This window comes from Bradyrhizobium sp. PMVTL-01, from assembly GCF_051861855.1.
Lineage (GTDB): Bacteria > Pseudomonadota > Alphaproteobacteria > Rhizobiales > Xanthobacteraceae > Bradyrhizobium.
This window is the reverse complement of record NZ_CP193982.1, coordinates 5,816,367-5,829,449: the sequence shown is the minus strand read 5'-3', so window position 1 is coordinate 5,829,449 and position 13,083 is coordinate 5,816,367. Positions and strand designations below refer to the sequence as shown.

Genomic DNA, 13,083 nt, shown 5'->3' with positions numbered 1-13,083 from the left:
TCGATGGCGCCTCACCGTCAGGAGGAAGCTCATGGTTCCGCCTCCTCTCAGCTTTCTCGCCGCCGATTGTTCCCGATAAGAGGCGAACGCTTGGGCCGGCGCCTCGAGCTGTTGTCCCGCGGCTCAGGATCGGCACGAGCGATACATCGCCTGCAGCGGGTTTCCGCGGAGGAATATGGTTCGTGGCGTCAAGCCGCCGCGATGGGCGATCCAGCGTCGCACCGGCGCGGGATACATGAGATACATCATACGCGTCGCGCCGGCGTTCGTGACAGCCCGTCCGCGAGGACCAACATCCCATGCGGCGTGGAACGCCAGTTCGGCCCGCGACGTGACGCAGATCCTTTCGGAAGGCAGGGTCGCCAGGACGATCGTGCAAGCCGACGCGCAGAATCCATCGATGACGACACGCTGGCCTGAAGCGCGCAGCCGCTCATACTTGTCTATGTACTTCCCGATCGATCCGCCTCGATCGTGCGTGATCCGCACGGCGGCATCGCTCGACCGCGATCCGGCGATCACGAGTGCTGCGATGACAAGCCCCGCCCAACGTCTCATCCCGGGCCCCTGCGCGTTGCCTGATCGATCCTCCTGAATCAGGTTTTGGTTGGCTTGATCCAGATCAACCAACGCGAAAATGCGCCGACATCGGCCCGAGGTGGCCGAGCTGGAATGGCGCGCCGTGGCCTCATGGTTGGCGCGTCGAACAGAGCTCGCGCCTCCGGCGGCGATTGACGCCACTTCTGGTCGCTCCGGCAACCTCCACGCCCGGGAGGCGATTTGTCAGAGAGATTGTCCCAATTGGCTCGCGGCCTCGACTTGGTGCCGTCGAACCCGAATCTAGATTAAATTCGGGTGGGTTGATTTGTCAGCTTTGCGGTCTCGCGGGGAGTAAGCAATGAAGGAAATGCAGACCCAGCTAGAGCTGCTCCGCGCGCAAATCGCCGAATGCGAGCGGCTTCAGAAGACTGCCAAGAACCAGGTCAAGCGCGACACATTCACGAGATTGCTGGCTCGCTACCGGGCGATCGCCCTGGAGTTGGAGCGAGCAATCGCGGGAATGCCGCCGGCTCGCGGTACTTTCCCGGGCCGCAAAGCCAAAGAACCCGTCCGCAAAGACGAGGGGTGACGCCTCCCAGCTGGCGGCCTCTTCCGTGCCTCGTCCAATGCCGCCTGTCAGTGGTGCAGGCGCCTCCGGAATCGTGCGTTCGTCGGGGTAGATCTGAAGGGTTGGCGGAGGTGGAACGACGTGATTGACGCGGAACGCGGACACCGTTTGCTGCGGTCGTTCGCCCGCGTGGCAATAAGGAACTGAAGGATGGCTCAGCCCGTTTATTGCATTCAGCCAAGCGGAGGTCGCCGTGCGGACCGTTCTGATAACGACGATTTGCTGGGCCTTGTCGTGCGGATTTGCGACAGCGCAAGTCGAGCCGAAGCAAGACTTGAACACGCCAACCGGGCGCTCGGCGCCGGAAGAAAAAGGTCAACTCCAGCCGCAAGGTTGGACCGGACCTCTTGAAACAAGATCAGGTGGTGCGCAGCCGGAAAGCCCGCAAGGTCAAAGCCCACCGGGGATGCAGGCAGCGCCGGACGGATCAACAAAAACAGTCGTTGAGCCCCCGAAGTGAGCCACTCTTTGGTCGGCACGAACGGGTTCGCTCAGGGCGAGCCGGCTCGTAAGGACCGGCGCGGGTGCCCGATGCATCACGCGTTACGTTCTCCCACAAAAGGGGAGAAAGAAGGGCAGAGGTTTCGGAATAATAGCAATATACCGCCGTTTTGCCCGACGAGTCAAACCTCCTCTTGGGCTGCCCGTGCAAGCCGTTGATCTCGCTGTCCCCGGCTACTGTGCATGGGGTTGTTTTTCCATTTTGATGTTCAACTACGCCGCCTCGGGCAGATGCGGATCGGCGATCGCCCCTGCGACGCGCCCCCGTTTGGATGCGGGCTGTGTTTTGATCGAGCGGATCGCCGGTCAGTCGTCGCAGTTTCGCGGCCATCGCCGCGAGCTCACGGCGGACATTGGCGCGTTCGGCGGCGGTGGTCGCCTGGACGGAATAGGAGACCGCGATGCCGATCATCTCGCCGGTCTCGCCGCTCTTGAGCGCAAAGCCTTGCGAGCCGACGCCCTCGATGGATTCATCGGCCGCCTCCGACACGCCGGTGCGGCGGATCTCGTCGAGGCGGGCGATCACCTGCTTGAAATTCTGCGGCGAGTTCCGCGGCAGCTTTGGATAGGTCGCGGGCACGCGTGCGCGGATGTCGTCGTCGGAGAGACGCGCCAGCATGGAAGTGGGCAAGCGGAAATTACCGGCAGAGTGGTGCCCGATTGCGCAGGCGCGAGGGAAGGTCGCTCGTGGGGATCGCGATCCGGCGCACCGCGACCAACGGTGCGCCGTTCGCAGAATGTCAGGCTGCTTCGGCGGCGACCCTGCCGATCCAGTCGCGAGCGAGCGTCACGTCGGCCTGCGACAATTGATGGCCGGCCGGCAGGACCTTGTGCGTCACGCTGGCGCCGGCTTGCGACAGCAGCGCGGCGAGCTGCGCCGAGTTGCTCGCTGGCACGATCGGATCAGCCTGCCCGGACAGGAGGAGGACAGGTTTAACATCGAGCTGCGCTTTGGGCGGATTCGACAGCGGTACCATTGCGCGCAGCAGGACCGCGCCTGCAAGCGCGTCCGGCTTCAGCAGCAACAGCGCGGCTGCGATGTTGGCGCCGTTGGAGAAGCCGACCGCGACAGGCGCGGCGATGCCGTAGCGTTGCCGCGCGTCCGCGACGAAGTCGCCGAGCTCGAGCGCGCGCCGGCGCACGTCCTCCTCGTCGAACACGCCTTCCGCGAGGCGGCGGAAGAAGCGCGGCATGCCGTGCTCGAGCACGCGGCCCCGCGGCGAGAGCAGGGCGGAGCCGGGCGAGATCATCTTGCCGAGTCCGAGCAGGTCGTTCTCGTCACCGCCTGTGCCGTGCAGCAGCAGGAGCGGGGGTGAGCCCGCGCTGGTCGCGGGCTCGAAGCGATGGATGAATGAAGTCTCGGTCATGACACGCTTTCTTCCAGGCTCGGCAGCACGTCCTCGATTTGCTTGCGATGCTGCTCGAGGAAGCTTGGCAGCTTCAGGTCACGTCCCAGCGTCGCGACCGGCTCGTCCACGGCGAAGCCAGGGATGTCGGTCGCGATCTCGAACAGCACGCCGCCGGGCTCACGGAAATAGATCGACCGGAAGTAGTTGCGGTCCCTCTGCTCGGTCGGGTGCAGTCCGTGATTGCTCACGAGCTTCTGCGCCATCTTGCCCTGCTCGGTATCGTCAGCCGCGCGGAAGGCGATGTGATGCACCGAGCCGCCGCCCTGGTGCCCGCGCAGAAAGCCCTTGGCCTCATAGATGTCGACGACGCTGCCTTCGACATCGCCGGAGGCCTTGAAGCGGATCACAGAACCTTCGCGTCCGGTCTCCTTGAAGCCGAACACGTCGGTGAGAACCGCCGCCGTCTTCGCGGCACTGTCGAGCAGCAGCGTCACGCCGTGGAAACCGCGGATCGCGTGCTCGGCCGGCACGTCGCCATTGCTCCAGCCGGGCTCGTTCTCGGCGCCGGGGACGCCGACGAGGGCGAGCGCCATGCCGTCAGGATCGGTGAAGGGCAGGACGGATTCGCCAAATCGCTTCTCCAGTGCCTGGTACGCGATGCCCTTCTCGGTGAAGCGCTGCGTCCAGTATCCGAGCGAACGCTGCGGCACGCGGAAGGCGGTCTGATGGGTCTCGCCGACGCCGCGGCGTCCGGCGGGAACGCCGGCCCAGGGGAAGAAGGTGAGGATGGTGCCGGGGCGGCCGGTCTCGTCGCCATAATAGAAGTGATACGTGCCGGGATCGTCGAAGTTGACCGTCTTCTTGACGAAGCGCAGGCCGAGATCCCGGGTGTAAAAGCCGAAATTGCGGATGGGGTCGCCGGCGATCGCGGTCACGTGGTGCAGTCCAGACATTGTCGTCCTCCAAAGCTCGGGGAGCGGTCTTGCTCTGGCCGGAAATATTGTTCCGCTTTGGATTGGAGACAATCCATGCAATTATGACGGCTATGTCTACGATTTGGAAACAATCGCCGGGGCCCGGTCTTGGATAAGGTCGCCAGCCTCCGGGCCTTCGTCAAAGTGGTCGAAAGCGGCAGTTTTGCCGAGGCGGGCCGGCAGCTGCGGCTATCGCGCTCGGCGATCAGCAAATACATCGCCGACCTCGAGGAGAGCCTCGGCGTCCAGCTCCTGAACCGGACCACCCGCCATGCCAGCCCGACCGAGAGCGGCCAGCGCTATTTCGAGCGTGCGGTGGTGATCCTCTCGGAGATCGAGGCCGCCGATCAGGTGGTGACGCAGGCCCAATCAGCGCCGCGAGGGCTGCTCCGCGTCAATGCGCCGATGTCGTTCGGCACCATGCGGCTCGGGCCGGTGCTTGCCGATTTCATGACGCGCTATGGCGAGCTTCAGCTCCAGATCGTGCTCAGCGACGATCTGCTCGATCCTGTCCAGGACGGCTTTGACGTGACGTTGCGGATCGCGGAGCTGGAATCCTCCAGCCTGATCGCGCGCAGGATCGTGCCCGTGCCGCGGATGATCTGCGCCTCACCGGATTATCTCGCGCGTCGCGGCACGCCAAGACATCCGCAGGATCTGCGCGAGCATGCTTCGCTGACCTACGGCTTCCTGCTCACGGGCAATCAGTGGAAGCTCACAGGCCGCGACGGCGATCACTGGATCCAGCCGGCGTGGTCGCTCTGCGTCAACAATGCCGAAGTGCTGCGCGACGTCGCGATCAAGGGCAGGGGGCTGGCCCTGCTGCCCGAGTTCATCGCGGCGGACGCTTTAAGGAAAGGCGAGCTGCGGACGGTGCTGGACAATTATTCGGCGCCGCCGCTCGCGCTTTATGCGGTGTATCCGCCGACACGGCATTTGTCCGTGAAGGTGCGCCTGTTTATCGATTTTCTGGTCGAGCGTTTTGGTCGGGAGGATGGAGCCGTGGCCACGCGCTGACTTGAAAGCGGCGGCTTGAACCGCCTTGTCATCAGTTGCAGACCGAGGACCGAGTCATTGGGCCTCGGCGATCTTCGGTCCGGATGACGGCTTCAGCGCGTTCGTTGCGGAGGGCCGGTTCGACGGCGATGCCGGATCCGGCGATCGGGAAGCGGCGTCGGGCGCTCCCTGGGATGGTCGAGGGGCAGCGGTCGCCGGAAGCACGATCACTTTCGCTCCGACTTTCACCCGCTCATAAAGGTCCACGACATCCTCATTGGTCAGCCGGATACAACCGGACGAAACCCGCTTCCCGATCGTATCGGGCTTGTTGGTGCCGTGAATTCTATATTCGGTCTCGCCCAGATACATCGCCCGTGCGCCGAGCGGATTGCCGGGGCCGCCTGCCATAAACCGCGGCAGATAGGGCTGACGCGAGACCATCTCCGCAGGCGGATGCCAATCCGGCCATTCTGCCTTACGGGCCACAGTCTGCTCACCGGACCATGTGAAACCCTCGCGGCCAACACCGATGCCGTAGCGCAGTGCTTGCGTGTCGTTCAGAACGAAATAAAGGAATGTGTTCTTGGTATCGATGATCACGGTGCCCGGTGTCTGGCGGCTGGCGTAGTCAACCACCTGCCGAACCAATGCTCCGGGAACGTCAGCGTCGGCTCTTGGCGGCTCGACCAGAGGCGCCGGGGCTGGAATCGGGGCCGGCGCCGGCGCGGATGCATGAACTGGAGGTGCCACGTAGACCGGGGTTGACGACGCCTGGGCTTCGGATGCGGACGGCTTCCGTGCCGGCTGCACGCTCGTCGGGCGCGCCAGCAAACCGTACCCCAATGCGGCGACGGCCACGACGCCAACCGCAACTCTCGCGGCCATTGGCAGTGCGAGCGTCTCCGCCTTTCCACGTTTGGCCCGCTTACTCATGTCTTTCCCCCGGTCACCATGCATGGAAGAGGTACCCAGCAAAACTTTAAGAAACTTCGAAGCGATGTCGCTCAGGCTGGAACCGTCAGCGATGGTTAACGCCGATCTCCGCGCGCCGCCTGGCCGGCGCAAGGAGATCGTCCAGCGCGCTGATCGAGGCCTTCCGAAGTGCGGCGAGCTCGCGCGCGACGCTTTGCCACTCCGGCGGGATCATCGAGGGCGCCGCCAGCTCGACCTCGCGGCAGCGTTCGAACAGGCGGACGAGGCCGAGCGCACTGGCGGCGCTGCCGAGCTGGTGCGTGGAGCGCGCGAGCTGCTTGCGATCGCCGGCAGCGGCGGCGCTGTTGATGTCCTCGATCAGCCTGTCGCTGGTCTCCTGCAGCAGATGATGGAGCCTTGCGATCTGTGCCGCGCCCAGCAGCGCTTTCTGGTCGTCGAGGAACTGCCGGTCGATCAATGCGCCCGCGGCGAGTTGCGCGGCGGCCGGCTCGTCCTGAGTGTCTTCGATCGCCTCACGCAGCGCATTGATCAGGATCGGCTTGCTGATGACCTTGGCGATGCCGGCCCCGGCGAGTCGTTCGCGGGCGAGGGTGGAGACGTCGGCGGTCACGCCGATGATGCGTGGCACCTTCGGCAAGCCGAGCTTGCCGATCTTCAAGGCCGCCTCGACACCGTTCACGTCAGGCATGTGCAGGTCCATCAGGATGATATCGAACGCCTGCTCGCGGGCGAGTGCGACCGCGGAGGCGCCATTCCCGGCAAGGGTAGGGCGATGGCCGAGCCGGTTCAGAATGGCTTCGCCGACCTCGCGATTGACAGCATCGTCGTCGACCAGCAGCACGCTGAGCTGCCGTGATGGAGTCGGAAGCGCGCCTTGCGCGATGCCGCTCGCGGCGCGGCCGAGCGGCACGTCAAGCGTGAAGGTGCTGCCGGCGCCCGGCGTGCTCTCCACCGTCAACTCGCCCCGCATCAGGCGCGTGAGGCGGCGCGCGATCGCAAGTCCGAGACCGGTGCCGCCGAACCGCCGTGCAATGCTGTCGTCGGCCTGGACGAAGTCCTCGAAAATCCGCTCATGCATGTCGGGCGCGATGCCGATGCCGGTATCGCGAACGGTGATGTGCAGCAGGACGTGATCATCGAGCTGTTCGGCGGCCGCCGTCAAAACGATCCCACCGCGCGGGGTGAACTTGATTGCGTTGCCGATCAGGTTGAGCAGGATGCGGTTGAGTCTGACGGGATCGGCGTGCACGGAGATGTTGACCGTCGCGTCGCTGGCGAGATCGAAGGTCAGTCCCTTGTCGAAGGCCTGCGGGCGCATCAGGTCGGCGGCGGCCTCAATCAGCTGGTCGAGGCGGAAGTCGCGCGTCTCCAGCGTCTCGGTGCTGGCCTCGAGGCGCGCATATTCCAGGATCGCATCGACCAGTGCGATCAGTGTTTCGCCCGATGCGGCGGCGGTGGCGAGGTGGCGCCGCTGCACTTCGCCAAGGCTGCCGTCGTCGAGCAGTTGCAGCACGCCCATCACGCCGTTCAGCGGCGTGCGCAGCTCGTGGCTGACGACGGCAAGGAAGCGCGATTTGGTCTCGTTGGCCTGCACGGCAATGCTGCGCGCGCGCTCGGCAGCATCGTGCTCGGCCAGGGCCTGATCACGCGCCCTCTCCAACTCGGAGGTCCGCTCGATCACCTTGCCCTCGAGCGTGGCATAGGAATCGCGCAAGTGAGCCGCCATCCGGTTGAACTGCTCACCGAGCGCCTCCAGCTCGTCGCCGGTCCTGATCGCGAGCCGCAGGCCGAGATCGCCGCTTCCGATCCGCCGCGCGCCCTGCGTCAGCATCTGGATCGGCACCGTCATGCGCCTGCTGAGCCAGAGGGACACCAGCACCGCAATGGCAAGCAGGGCGACCAGAAGAAACGTGGAACGTCCGATCGACGCATAGATCGGGGCATAGGCCTCGCTGAGCGGAAGCTCGACGAACACCAGCCAGCCGAGCGAGGGCACCGTCGCGTAAGTCGAGAGAACGCGTTGGCCCGACGGATCCTCCTTGACCAAGCCGCTGGAGGGCGGGCCCACACCGTCGAGCGCGGCGCGCACGTCAGCGTGTCCCGAGAGATCGCTGCGGCGCAGTGCCGGCCACAGATCCGGATGCGCGATCAAGACCCCGGTGCGGTCGACCACATAGGCCTTGCCGGTGTTGCCGACCCTGATTCCGGCGACGAGGTCCCAGATGAAGCGCAGATTGACTTCGGCGACGACCACATTGGGCTGGCGGCCGGTCCCGCGTGTGGCGAGCGTCATGAACGGCTCGGTGTCGCCGAAGAAGTACACGGGCCCGTAATAGGCGCGACTTTCATTGGCGCCGCGGAAGGCCGGCGAGGTGGAGAGGTCGGCCTTGCTGCCGACCCTGTCCGCGACGCGGCGCGAGACCCGCACCTGCTCGCGGCCCTGCGCATCGAGCTCGGCAATTTCCGCGATCGCGGGCGAGAGGCGCAGCAGGCGGATGGCGTTCAGGCGATCGTCTTCGTTGGTCGACAGCTCCGGAGGCAGGCGCGAGAGCCATCTGATCTGGTTCTCGATCTGACCGATGAACTGGCCGATCTGGATGGCGGCGCTTGCGGCCTGCTCGCGCTGGGTCGCCGCGAGGAGTTGCTTCTGCTCGCGATAGGAGAACCAGACGTCGAAACCGGTGTTGATGGCGAGCGAGGCAAAGGCGAGCGCGACGATCGAGTAGAGATATTTCCGGAACAGCCGGCCGCGAGGCGTGGGCAAATGTCCCTGGCCGACCTGCTCGTTCACTCGCGGATCTCGTCGGCGCGCGCGAGCAGCGTGAATGGTATCGTCAATCCCAGCGTGAGGGCGACCGTGCGATTGATCAGGAGCTCGTATTTGCGCGGCGATTGCACTGGCAGGTCCCCAGCCTTGGTGCCGCGCAGGATCAGGTCGACATAGTCGGCCGAGCGCACCTCCAGCGTCGGACCGTAGCTCAACAGTCCGCCCGCATCCATGAAGTAGTGAAACGGATAGATCATCGGGACGCGGTACTTCGCCGTTGCCGCGACGATCGCCTGGCGGTTGACCACCAGGAAGCTGTCGACGAGCGAGATCATCGCGGCCTTTGGCGGCTCGGCAAAGCGGCTTATCGCCGCATCGATCTCCGCTGCCTGACCGACGGGGGCGAGGACCACGTCAATCCCTGTTGTCGCGGCTTCCTGCTCGAGGGAGTCGAGAAAGAAGCGCCCGGCGCGAGCCGTGCTCGCCGGATTGAACAGGACCCCGGCACGCGTCATGTCCGGCACGGCCTCCTTGATGAGCTGAAGCCATTTGCCGCCCATCTCGGCGGTGCTGCTGGTGAAGCCCGTGACGTTGCCGCCGGGATGGGCGAGGCTCTCGACGAAGCCGTTGCCGACGGGATCGTTGGAGGTCGCGAAAACGATCGGCATGGTCTTTGTGGCCGCCAGCACTGCCGCGGTTGCCCCGGTCGAGCCGGTCAGGATGACATCCGGCCCGAGATCGATGAGCTCCCGCACGGCGGTCTTCAACCTGTCCGGTCCGCCGAAGCTCGACCGGATCTCGAAACGGAAATTGACCCCTTCGACCCAGCCTCGTTGCCTGAGGCCCGCGATGAGCCCGCCAAGCCGCGTGGTCGCAGCTTCAGTCATGCTTCTTTTGGTCAGCTCGTCGTCGAGCGGCAATGCCGTCAGCGTTGCGACGATCCGCATGCGATCCCGCCTTGCGCCGAGCCCGAGCCATCCCGCAGCAGTTGCGCCCGCCAGGCGAAGGAGATCGCGGCGGCCGACCGCCGGCACGCGGGCAGGAGCGGGCCGCTCAGTCATGAAATGTTTCGCAGAAGTTGTCCCTGACGCTGTGCATATCCCGAAAGGCTAGCGACCACAATTGATGAAAAAGCGCTTGTGAATGCTCATTCGCAGCCATGCGCAGCCCGATACCGTATTCCCGCGCGCCGAAAGAGTCGCTGGTTGGATAACGGCCGACCACCAGCGCGGTCATCGCTCCAATTCGGCGTCCGGCGAGTGCCTCTCCACTGTCATTGCGAGGCGCCCTTGCGACGAAGCAATCCAGAATCCCTCTGTGGAAAGACTCTGGAATGCTTCGCTTCCGCCTTCGCTCTTCGAGCTTCGGCGGACAAGCCGCTCGCAATGACGGAGGAGAGTGCGGTCTTAACGCCGCAGCGTAAATTCGTCCGCGCCGCGCCGGTGTTCCCACTTCGCCTGCTCCAGCTCGGGCTGGTCGCATTCGACTTCGGGATAGCCGATGCAGAGATAGGCGATGAACTTCCAGGCCTCAGGCACGTCGAGAATGGCGTGAATGCGATCCGGGTTCAGGATCGACACCCAGCCAAGGCCGATGGCTTCCGCGCGCGCGGCGAGCCACATTGCGGTGATCGCCGCGACCACGGAATATTCCGTCGTCTCCGGCATCGTGGCGCGGCCGAGGCCGTGGCCGATGTCGCTGGCCTTGTCCGCGAACACGGCGAGGTGGCCCGGCGCCTGTTCGAGACCCGACAGTTTCAGCGTAGCATAGCGTGCAGCGCGTTCTCCGGAATAGCAATTGAGTGCATCCGCGTTGCATGCCTTGAAATCGTCGATGATGTCGCGGCGCCGTGCGGGATCGTCGACGATGACGAAGCGCCAGGGCTGGCTCAGGCCGACCGAGGGCGAAAGGCAAGCGGTCTCGATCAGGTGATCGATGGCGCCCTCGGGCAGCGGATCGCCGCGAAAGCGGCGCACGTCGCGTCGCCACACGAACAACTCGCGCAGGTGCCGGCGGAAGGTGTCGTCGAACTCGACCATGAGATCAGCGTCCCGTCTGCAAGGCCGCGGCGACCAGCAGGATCAGGATCTCGCCAATCTGCTCGAATGCGCCGAGAATGTCGCCGGTCTGCCCGCCGATCTGGCGGATGGCGAGCCGCGCCAGCAGCAGCCCGGCGAGAGAGAGCAGGATCAGGCCGACCAGTGCCTTGCCCGGCCCCAACGCCAGGGCGAGCACGAGCGTTCCAATCGCGAAGGCAATGGCGACGCTGCGGCCCGGCGGTGATCCGGCGCTGGCGGAGAGGCCATCAGGTCGCGCCGGCGGCACCAGCGACATGAAAGCCGGGACGCCCGCGCGCGCCGCAGCATGCGCAGCGCACAGCGCCAGCGTGACGGCGAAGGGACCGGAGATCGCCGCGAGCGCGCTCCAGCGCAGGCTGAACGACAGGATGAGCGCGCAAATACCGTAAGTCCCGATCCGGCTGTCGCGCATGATCTCCAGCTTGCGCTCGCGCGTGCGGCCGCCACCGAGCCCGTCGGCGGTGTCAGCGAGGCCGTCCTCGTGCAGCGCGCCGGTGATGAGCGCGGTCGTGGCGAGCGCAAGCAGGGCGGCAAGGTTCGGTGTCAGCCCGAGGCGGATGGCGATCTCGTAGACCATAGCGCCGGCAAGGCCCACCATCAGTCCGGCCACGGGGAGCGCCCAGGTCGCGCGCGCGACGGTGCCGTCAGCGGCAGGCTTCGACGATGCCACGGGGAGGATCGTCACGAACGACGCCGCCATCCTGAGATCGGCAACGAGGTCTTTAAAAAGTTCGGCGCGCGGGATCATTTCAATTTCATCGGCAGGCCGGCGACGATGAACTCGACCTCGTCGGCGACGCCAGCGATGATCTGGTTCATGATCCCGGCGGCGTCGCGGAAGCTGCGCGCCAGCGCATTGTCGGGCACGATGCCGAGGCCGACTTCGTTGGTCACGAAGACAACGGGGCTGCTCAGGCGGGGCAGGGCGCCGGCAAGCTCTCTCACGTCGCGCTCCCAGTCGCGCGTCGCATGCATCAGGTTGGAAAGCCACAGTGTCAGGCAGTCCACGAGCCTTGCGCCGCCGCCATCGGTTGCGAGCAGAGCGGGCACGAGATCCAGCGGCACCTCGCGCTCGATCCAGTCGGTTCCGCGCCGCGCGCGGTGCCTGGTGATGCGCGCTTGCATTTCGCCATCGAGCGCCTCAGCCGTCGCGACATAGACGGGCTGTCCCGGAAAGGCGCGCGCACGCGCTTCCGCCCGCGTGCTCTTGCCCGATCGCGCTCCGCCGGTGATCAGAATGACGGCCATGAAAGTCTCCTGCCGGCAGCACTAATCACCAAACGAGGCCAAAGACAAAGCCGAAATCGGGCCGCCAGGGGCTTGCGCTCGCCCCTCGCTTTGCGCAACAGGGGCAGGACAGGAGGTCTATGTGGGTTTGGCGGGCGCGATGGTGGTGGCGATGGCGGTGGATGCCCTTTTGGGCTGGCCGTCGTGGCTGTTCGCGCGGATCGGCCATCCCGTGACCTGGCTAGGTAGCCTGATTGGCGCGATCGATACCGGCTGGAATCGCGCCTCCGATCCGCCGGCACTTCGACGCGCTGCGGGTGTCGTGGGAGCGCTTTTGGCGATTGCGCTCTCCATCGCACTTGGCTGGATGCTGCAGTTCTTGCTTGCTTCGGGCTGGATCCAGGTCGTGCTGGTGGGTGTGCTCGCCTGGCCACTGGTCGCGCTGCGCTCGCTGCATGATCACGTTGCCGCCGTCGCGAGGCCCTTGCAGGCCGGCGACATCGCCGCTGCACGCGAGGCCGTGTCGCGCATCGTCGGCCGCGATCCCGCGGCGCTCGACGAAGCCGGCATCGCGCGCGCCGCGATCGAGAGCCTCGCCGAGAATGCCTCCGACGGTATCGTGGCGCCGGTGTTTTGGGGCGCGCTGTTTGGACTGCCCGGCATTCTCGGCTACAAGGCCATCAACACGCTGGACTCCATGATCGGCCATCGCAGCGAACGGCACGAGGCCTTCGGTTGGGCCGCGGCGCGTATCGACGACGTCGCCAACTTCATTCCGGCACGGCTGACCGGGTTTCTGTTCGTGCTGCTGGCACCAAGACCGTCCGAAGCATTGTCGTGCATGACGCGCGATGCGCGTCGCCATCGCTCGCCCAATGCCGGCTGGCCGGAAGCAGCGATGGCAGGCGCGCTTGGCGTCCGGCTCAGCGGCCCCCGCATCTATCATGGCAGCGTCACGAAGGAGCCCTGGCTCAACGAAGGCGCGCGCGATCCGAATCCCGCCGACATCGGCGGGGGGCTCGCGGTCTACCGCCGCGCCATGCTGCTGCTCGCCGGCGTCCTTGCGATCCTGGCCTTCGCGTGAAAC

14 protein-coding genes are annotated in these 13,083 nt (G+C 65.6%); 3 read left to right on the top strand and 11 right to left on the bottom strand.

The features are described 5' to 3' along the window. Window positions 1-123: 123 nt before the first annotated feature. Entirely contained in the window at window positions 124-558 is a 435-nt protein-coding gene (locus ACRQ5Q_RS28360) for a hypothetical protein (RefSeq protein ID WP_439399891.1), read from the bottom strand. Window positions 559-898: 340 nt separating this feature from the next. Between ACRQ5Q_RS28360 and ACRQ5Q_RS28355 the strand changes: the two genes are divergently transcribed. Continuing rightward, window positions 899-1,129 (top strand): hypothetical protein, encoded by a 231-nt coding sequence (locus tag ACRQ5Q_RS28355; RefSeq protein WP_439374414.1) that lies wholly within the window; start codon window positions 899-901, stop codon window positions 1,127-1,129. Window positions 1,130-1,595: 466 nt separating this feature from the next. Here the strand turns inward: ACRQ5Q_RS28355 and ACRQ5Q_RS28350 are convergent, their stop codons facing one another. From ACRQ5Q_RS28350 to ACRQ5Q_RS28340, 3 genes are all read right to left on the bottom strand, one after another. Continuing rightward, complete coding sequence (locus tag ACRQ5Q_RS28350; protein WP_439393222.1) at window positions 1,596-2,300, bottom strand: hypothetical protein; 705 nt, start codon at window positions 2,298-2,300, stop codon at window positions 1,596-1,598. Between the two features lie 109 nt (window positions 2,301-2,409). Then, a complete protein-coding gene (locus ACRQ5Q_RS28345) occupies window positions 2,410-3,036 on the bottom strand; it encodes an alpha/beta hydrolase (protein WP_439393221.1) in 627 nt (208 codons plus the stop codon). Next, window positions 3,033-3,971 carry a ring-cleaving dioxygenase gene (locus ACRQ5Q_RS28340; protein ID WP_439374417.1) on the bottom strand — a complete coding sequence of 313 codons (939 nt, stop codon included), beginning with the start codon at window positions 3,969-3,971 and terminating at the stop codon, window positions 3,033-3,035. Before ACRQ5Q_RS28340 ends, ACRQ5Q_RS28345 begins: the two co-directional genes overlap by 4 nt. A gap of 129 nt (window positions 3,972-4,100) precedes the next feature. Between ACRQ5Q_RS28340 and ACRQ5Q_RS28335 the strand changes: the two genes are divergently transcribed. Continuing rightward, on the top strand, window positions 4,101-5,009 hold the full coding sequence (locus ACRQ5Q_RS28335; protein ID WP_439393219.1) for a LysR substrate-binding domain-containing protein: 909 nt from the start codon (window positions 4,101-4,103) through the stop codon (window positions 5,007-5,009). Window positions 5,010-5,063: 54 nt separating this feature from the next. Here the strand turns inward: ACRQ5Q_RS28335 and ACRQ5Q_RS28330 are convergent, their stop codons facing one another. From ACRQ5Q_RS28330 to cobU, 7 genes are all read right to left on the bottom strand, one after another. Next, window positions 5,064-5,924, bottom strand: a complete 861-nt coding sequence (locus tag ACRQ5Q_RS28330) for a L,D-transpeptidase family protein (RefSeq protein ID WP_439393217.1) — start codon at window positions 5,922-5,924, stop codon at window positions 5,064-5,066. An 85-nt stretch (window positions 5,925-6,009) separates the two neighbouring features. Next, entirely contained in the window at window positions 6,010-8,715 is a 2,706-nt protein-coding gene (locus tag ACRQ5Q_RS28325; RefSeq protein WP_439393215.1) for an ATP-binding protein, read from the bottom strand. Then, window positions 8,712-9,752: an ABC transporter substrate-binding protein gene (locus ACRQ5Q_RS28320; protein ID WP_439393214.1), complete on the bottom strand. Its 1,041-nt coding sequence runs from the start codon at window positions 9,750-9,752 to the stop codon at window positions 8,712-8,714. The genes ACRQ5Q_RS28325 and ACRQ5Q_RS28320 overlap by 4 nt, the downstream gene beginning before the upstream one ends. Then, window positions 9,745-9,927 carry a hypothetical protein gene (locus ACRQ5Q_RS28315; protein ID WP_439374422.1) on the bottom strand — a complete coding sequence of 61 codons (183 nt, stop codon included), beginning with the start codon at window positions 9,925-9,927 and terminating at the stop codon, window positions 9,745-9,747. Before ACRQ5Q_RS28315 ends, ACRQ5Q_RS28320 begins: the two co-directional genes overlap by 8 nt. A 170-nt stretch (window positions 9,928-10,097) precedes the next feature. Beyond that, complete coding sequence (bluB, locus tag ACRQ5Q_RS28310) at window positions 10,098-10,730, bottom strand: 5,6-dimethylbenzimidazole synthase (RefSeq protein ID WP_439374423.1); 633 nt, start codon at window positions 10,728-10,730, stop codon at window positions 10,098-10,100. A gap of 4 nt (window positions 10,731-10,734) precedes the next feature. Then, window positions 10,735-11,517 (bottom strand): adenosylcobinamide-GDP ribazoletransferase, encoded by a 783-nt coding sequence (gene cobS, locus ACRQ5Q_RS28305; RefSeq protein WP_439393212.1) that lies wholly within the window; start codon window positions 11,515-11,517, stop codon window positions 10,735-10,737. Beyond that, window positions 11,514-12,017, bottom strand: coding sequence for a bifunctional adenosylcobinamide kinase/adenosylcobinamide-phosphate guanylyltransferase (cobU, locus tag ACRQ5Q_RS28300; RefSeq protein ID WP_439393210.1), 504 nt, complete (start codon window positions 12,015-12,017; stop codon window positions 11,514-11,516). The genes cobS and cobU overlap by 4 nt, the downstream gene beginning before the upstream one ends. 121 nt (window positions 12,018-12,138) lie before the next feature. On the opposite strand from cobU, the gene cbiB reads away from it, so the two are divergent. Then, window positions 12,139-13,080 (top strand): adenosylcobinamide-phosphate synthase CbiB, encoded by a 942-nt coding sequence (gene cbiB, locus ACRQ5Q_RS28295; protein WP_439393208.1) that lies wholly within the window; start codon window positions 12,139-12,141, stop codon window positions 13,078-13,080. Window positions 13,081-13,083: the final 3 nt, after the last annotated feature.

Coding starts and splice junctions, on each gene's coding strand:
- ACRQ5Q_RS28360 (WP_439399891.1), bottom strand. CDS start 558: ATGAGACGTTGGGCGGGGCTTGTCATCGCAGCACTCGTGATCGCCGGA.
- ACRQ5Q_RS28355 (WP_439374414.1), top strand. CDS start 899: ATGAAGGAAATGCAGACCCAGCTAGAGCTGCTCCGCGCGCAAATCGCC.
- ACRQ5Q_RS28345 (WP_439393221.1), bottom strand. CDS start 3,036: ATGACCGAGACTTCATTCATCCATCGCTTCGAGCCCGCGACCAGCGCG.
- ACRQ5Q_RS28340 (WP_439374417.1), bottom strand. CDS start 3,971: ATGTCTGGACTGCACCACGTGACCGCGATCGCCGGCGACCCCATCCGC.
- ACRQ5Q_RS28330 (WP_439393217.1), bottom strand. CDS start 5,924: ATGAGTAAGCGGGCCAAACGTGGAAAGGCGGAGACGCTCGCACTGCCA.
- ACRQ5Q_RS28320 (WP_439393214.1), bottom strand. CDS start 9,752: ATGACTGAGCGGCCCGCTCCTGCCCGCGTGCCGGCGGTCGGCCGCCGC.
- ACRQ5Q_RS28315 (WP_439374422.1), bottom strand. CDS start 9,927: ATGACCGCGCTGGTGGTCGGCCGTTATCCAACCAGCGACTCTTTCGGC.
- bluB (WP_439374423.1), bottom strand. CDS start 10,730: ATGGTCGAGTTCGACGACACCTTCCGCCGGCACCTGCGCGAGTTGTTC.
- cobS (WP_439393212.1), bottom strand. CDS start 11,517: ATGATCCCGCGCGCCGAACTTTTTAAAGACCTCGTTGCCGATCTCAGG.
- cobU (WP_439393210.1), bottom strand. CDS start 12,017: ATGGCCGTCATTCTGATCACCGGCGGAGCGCGATCGGGCAAGAGCACG.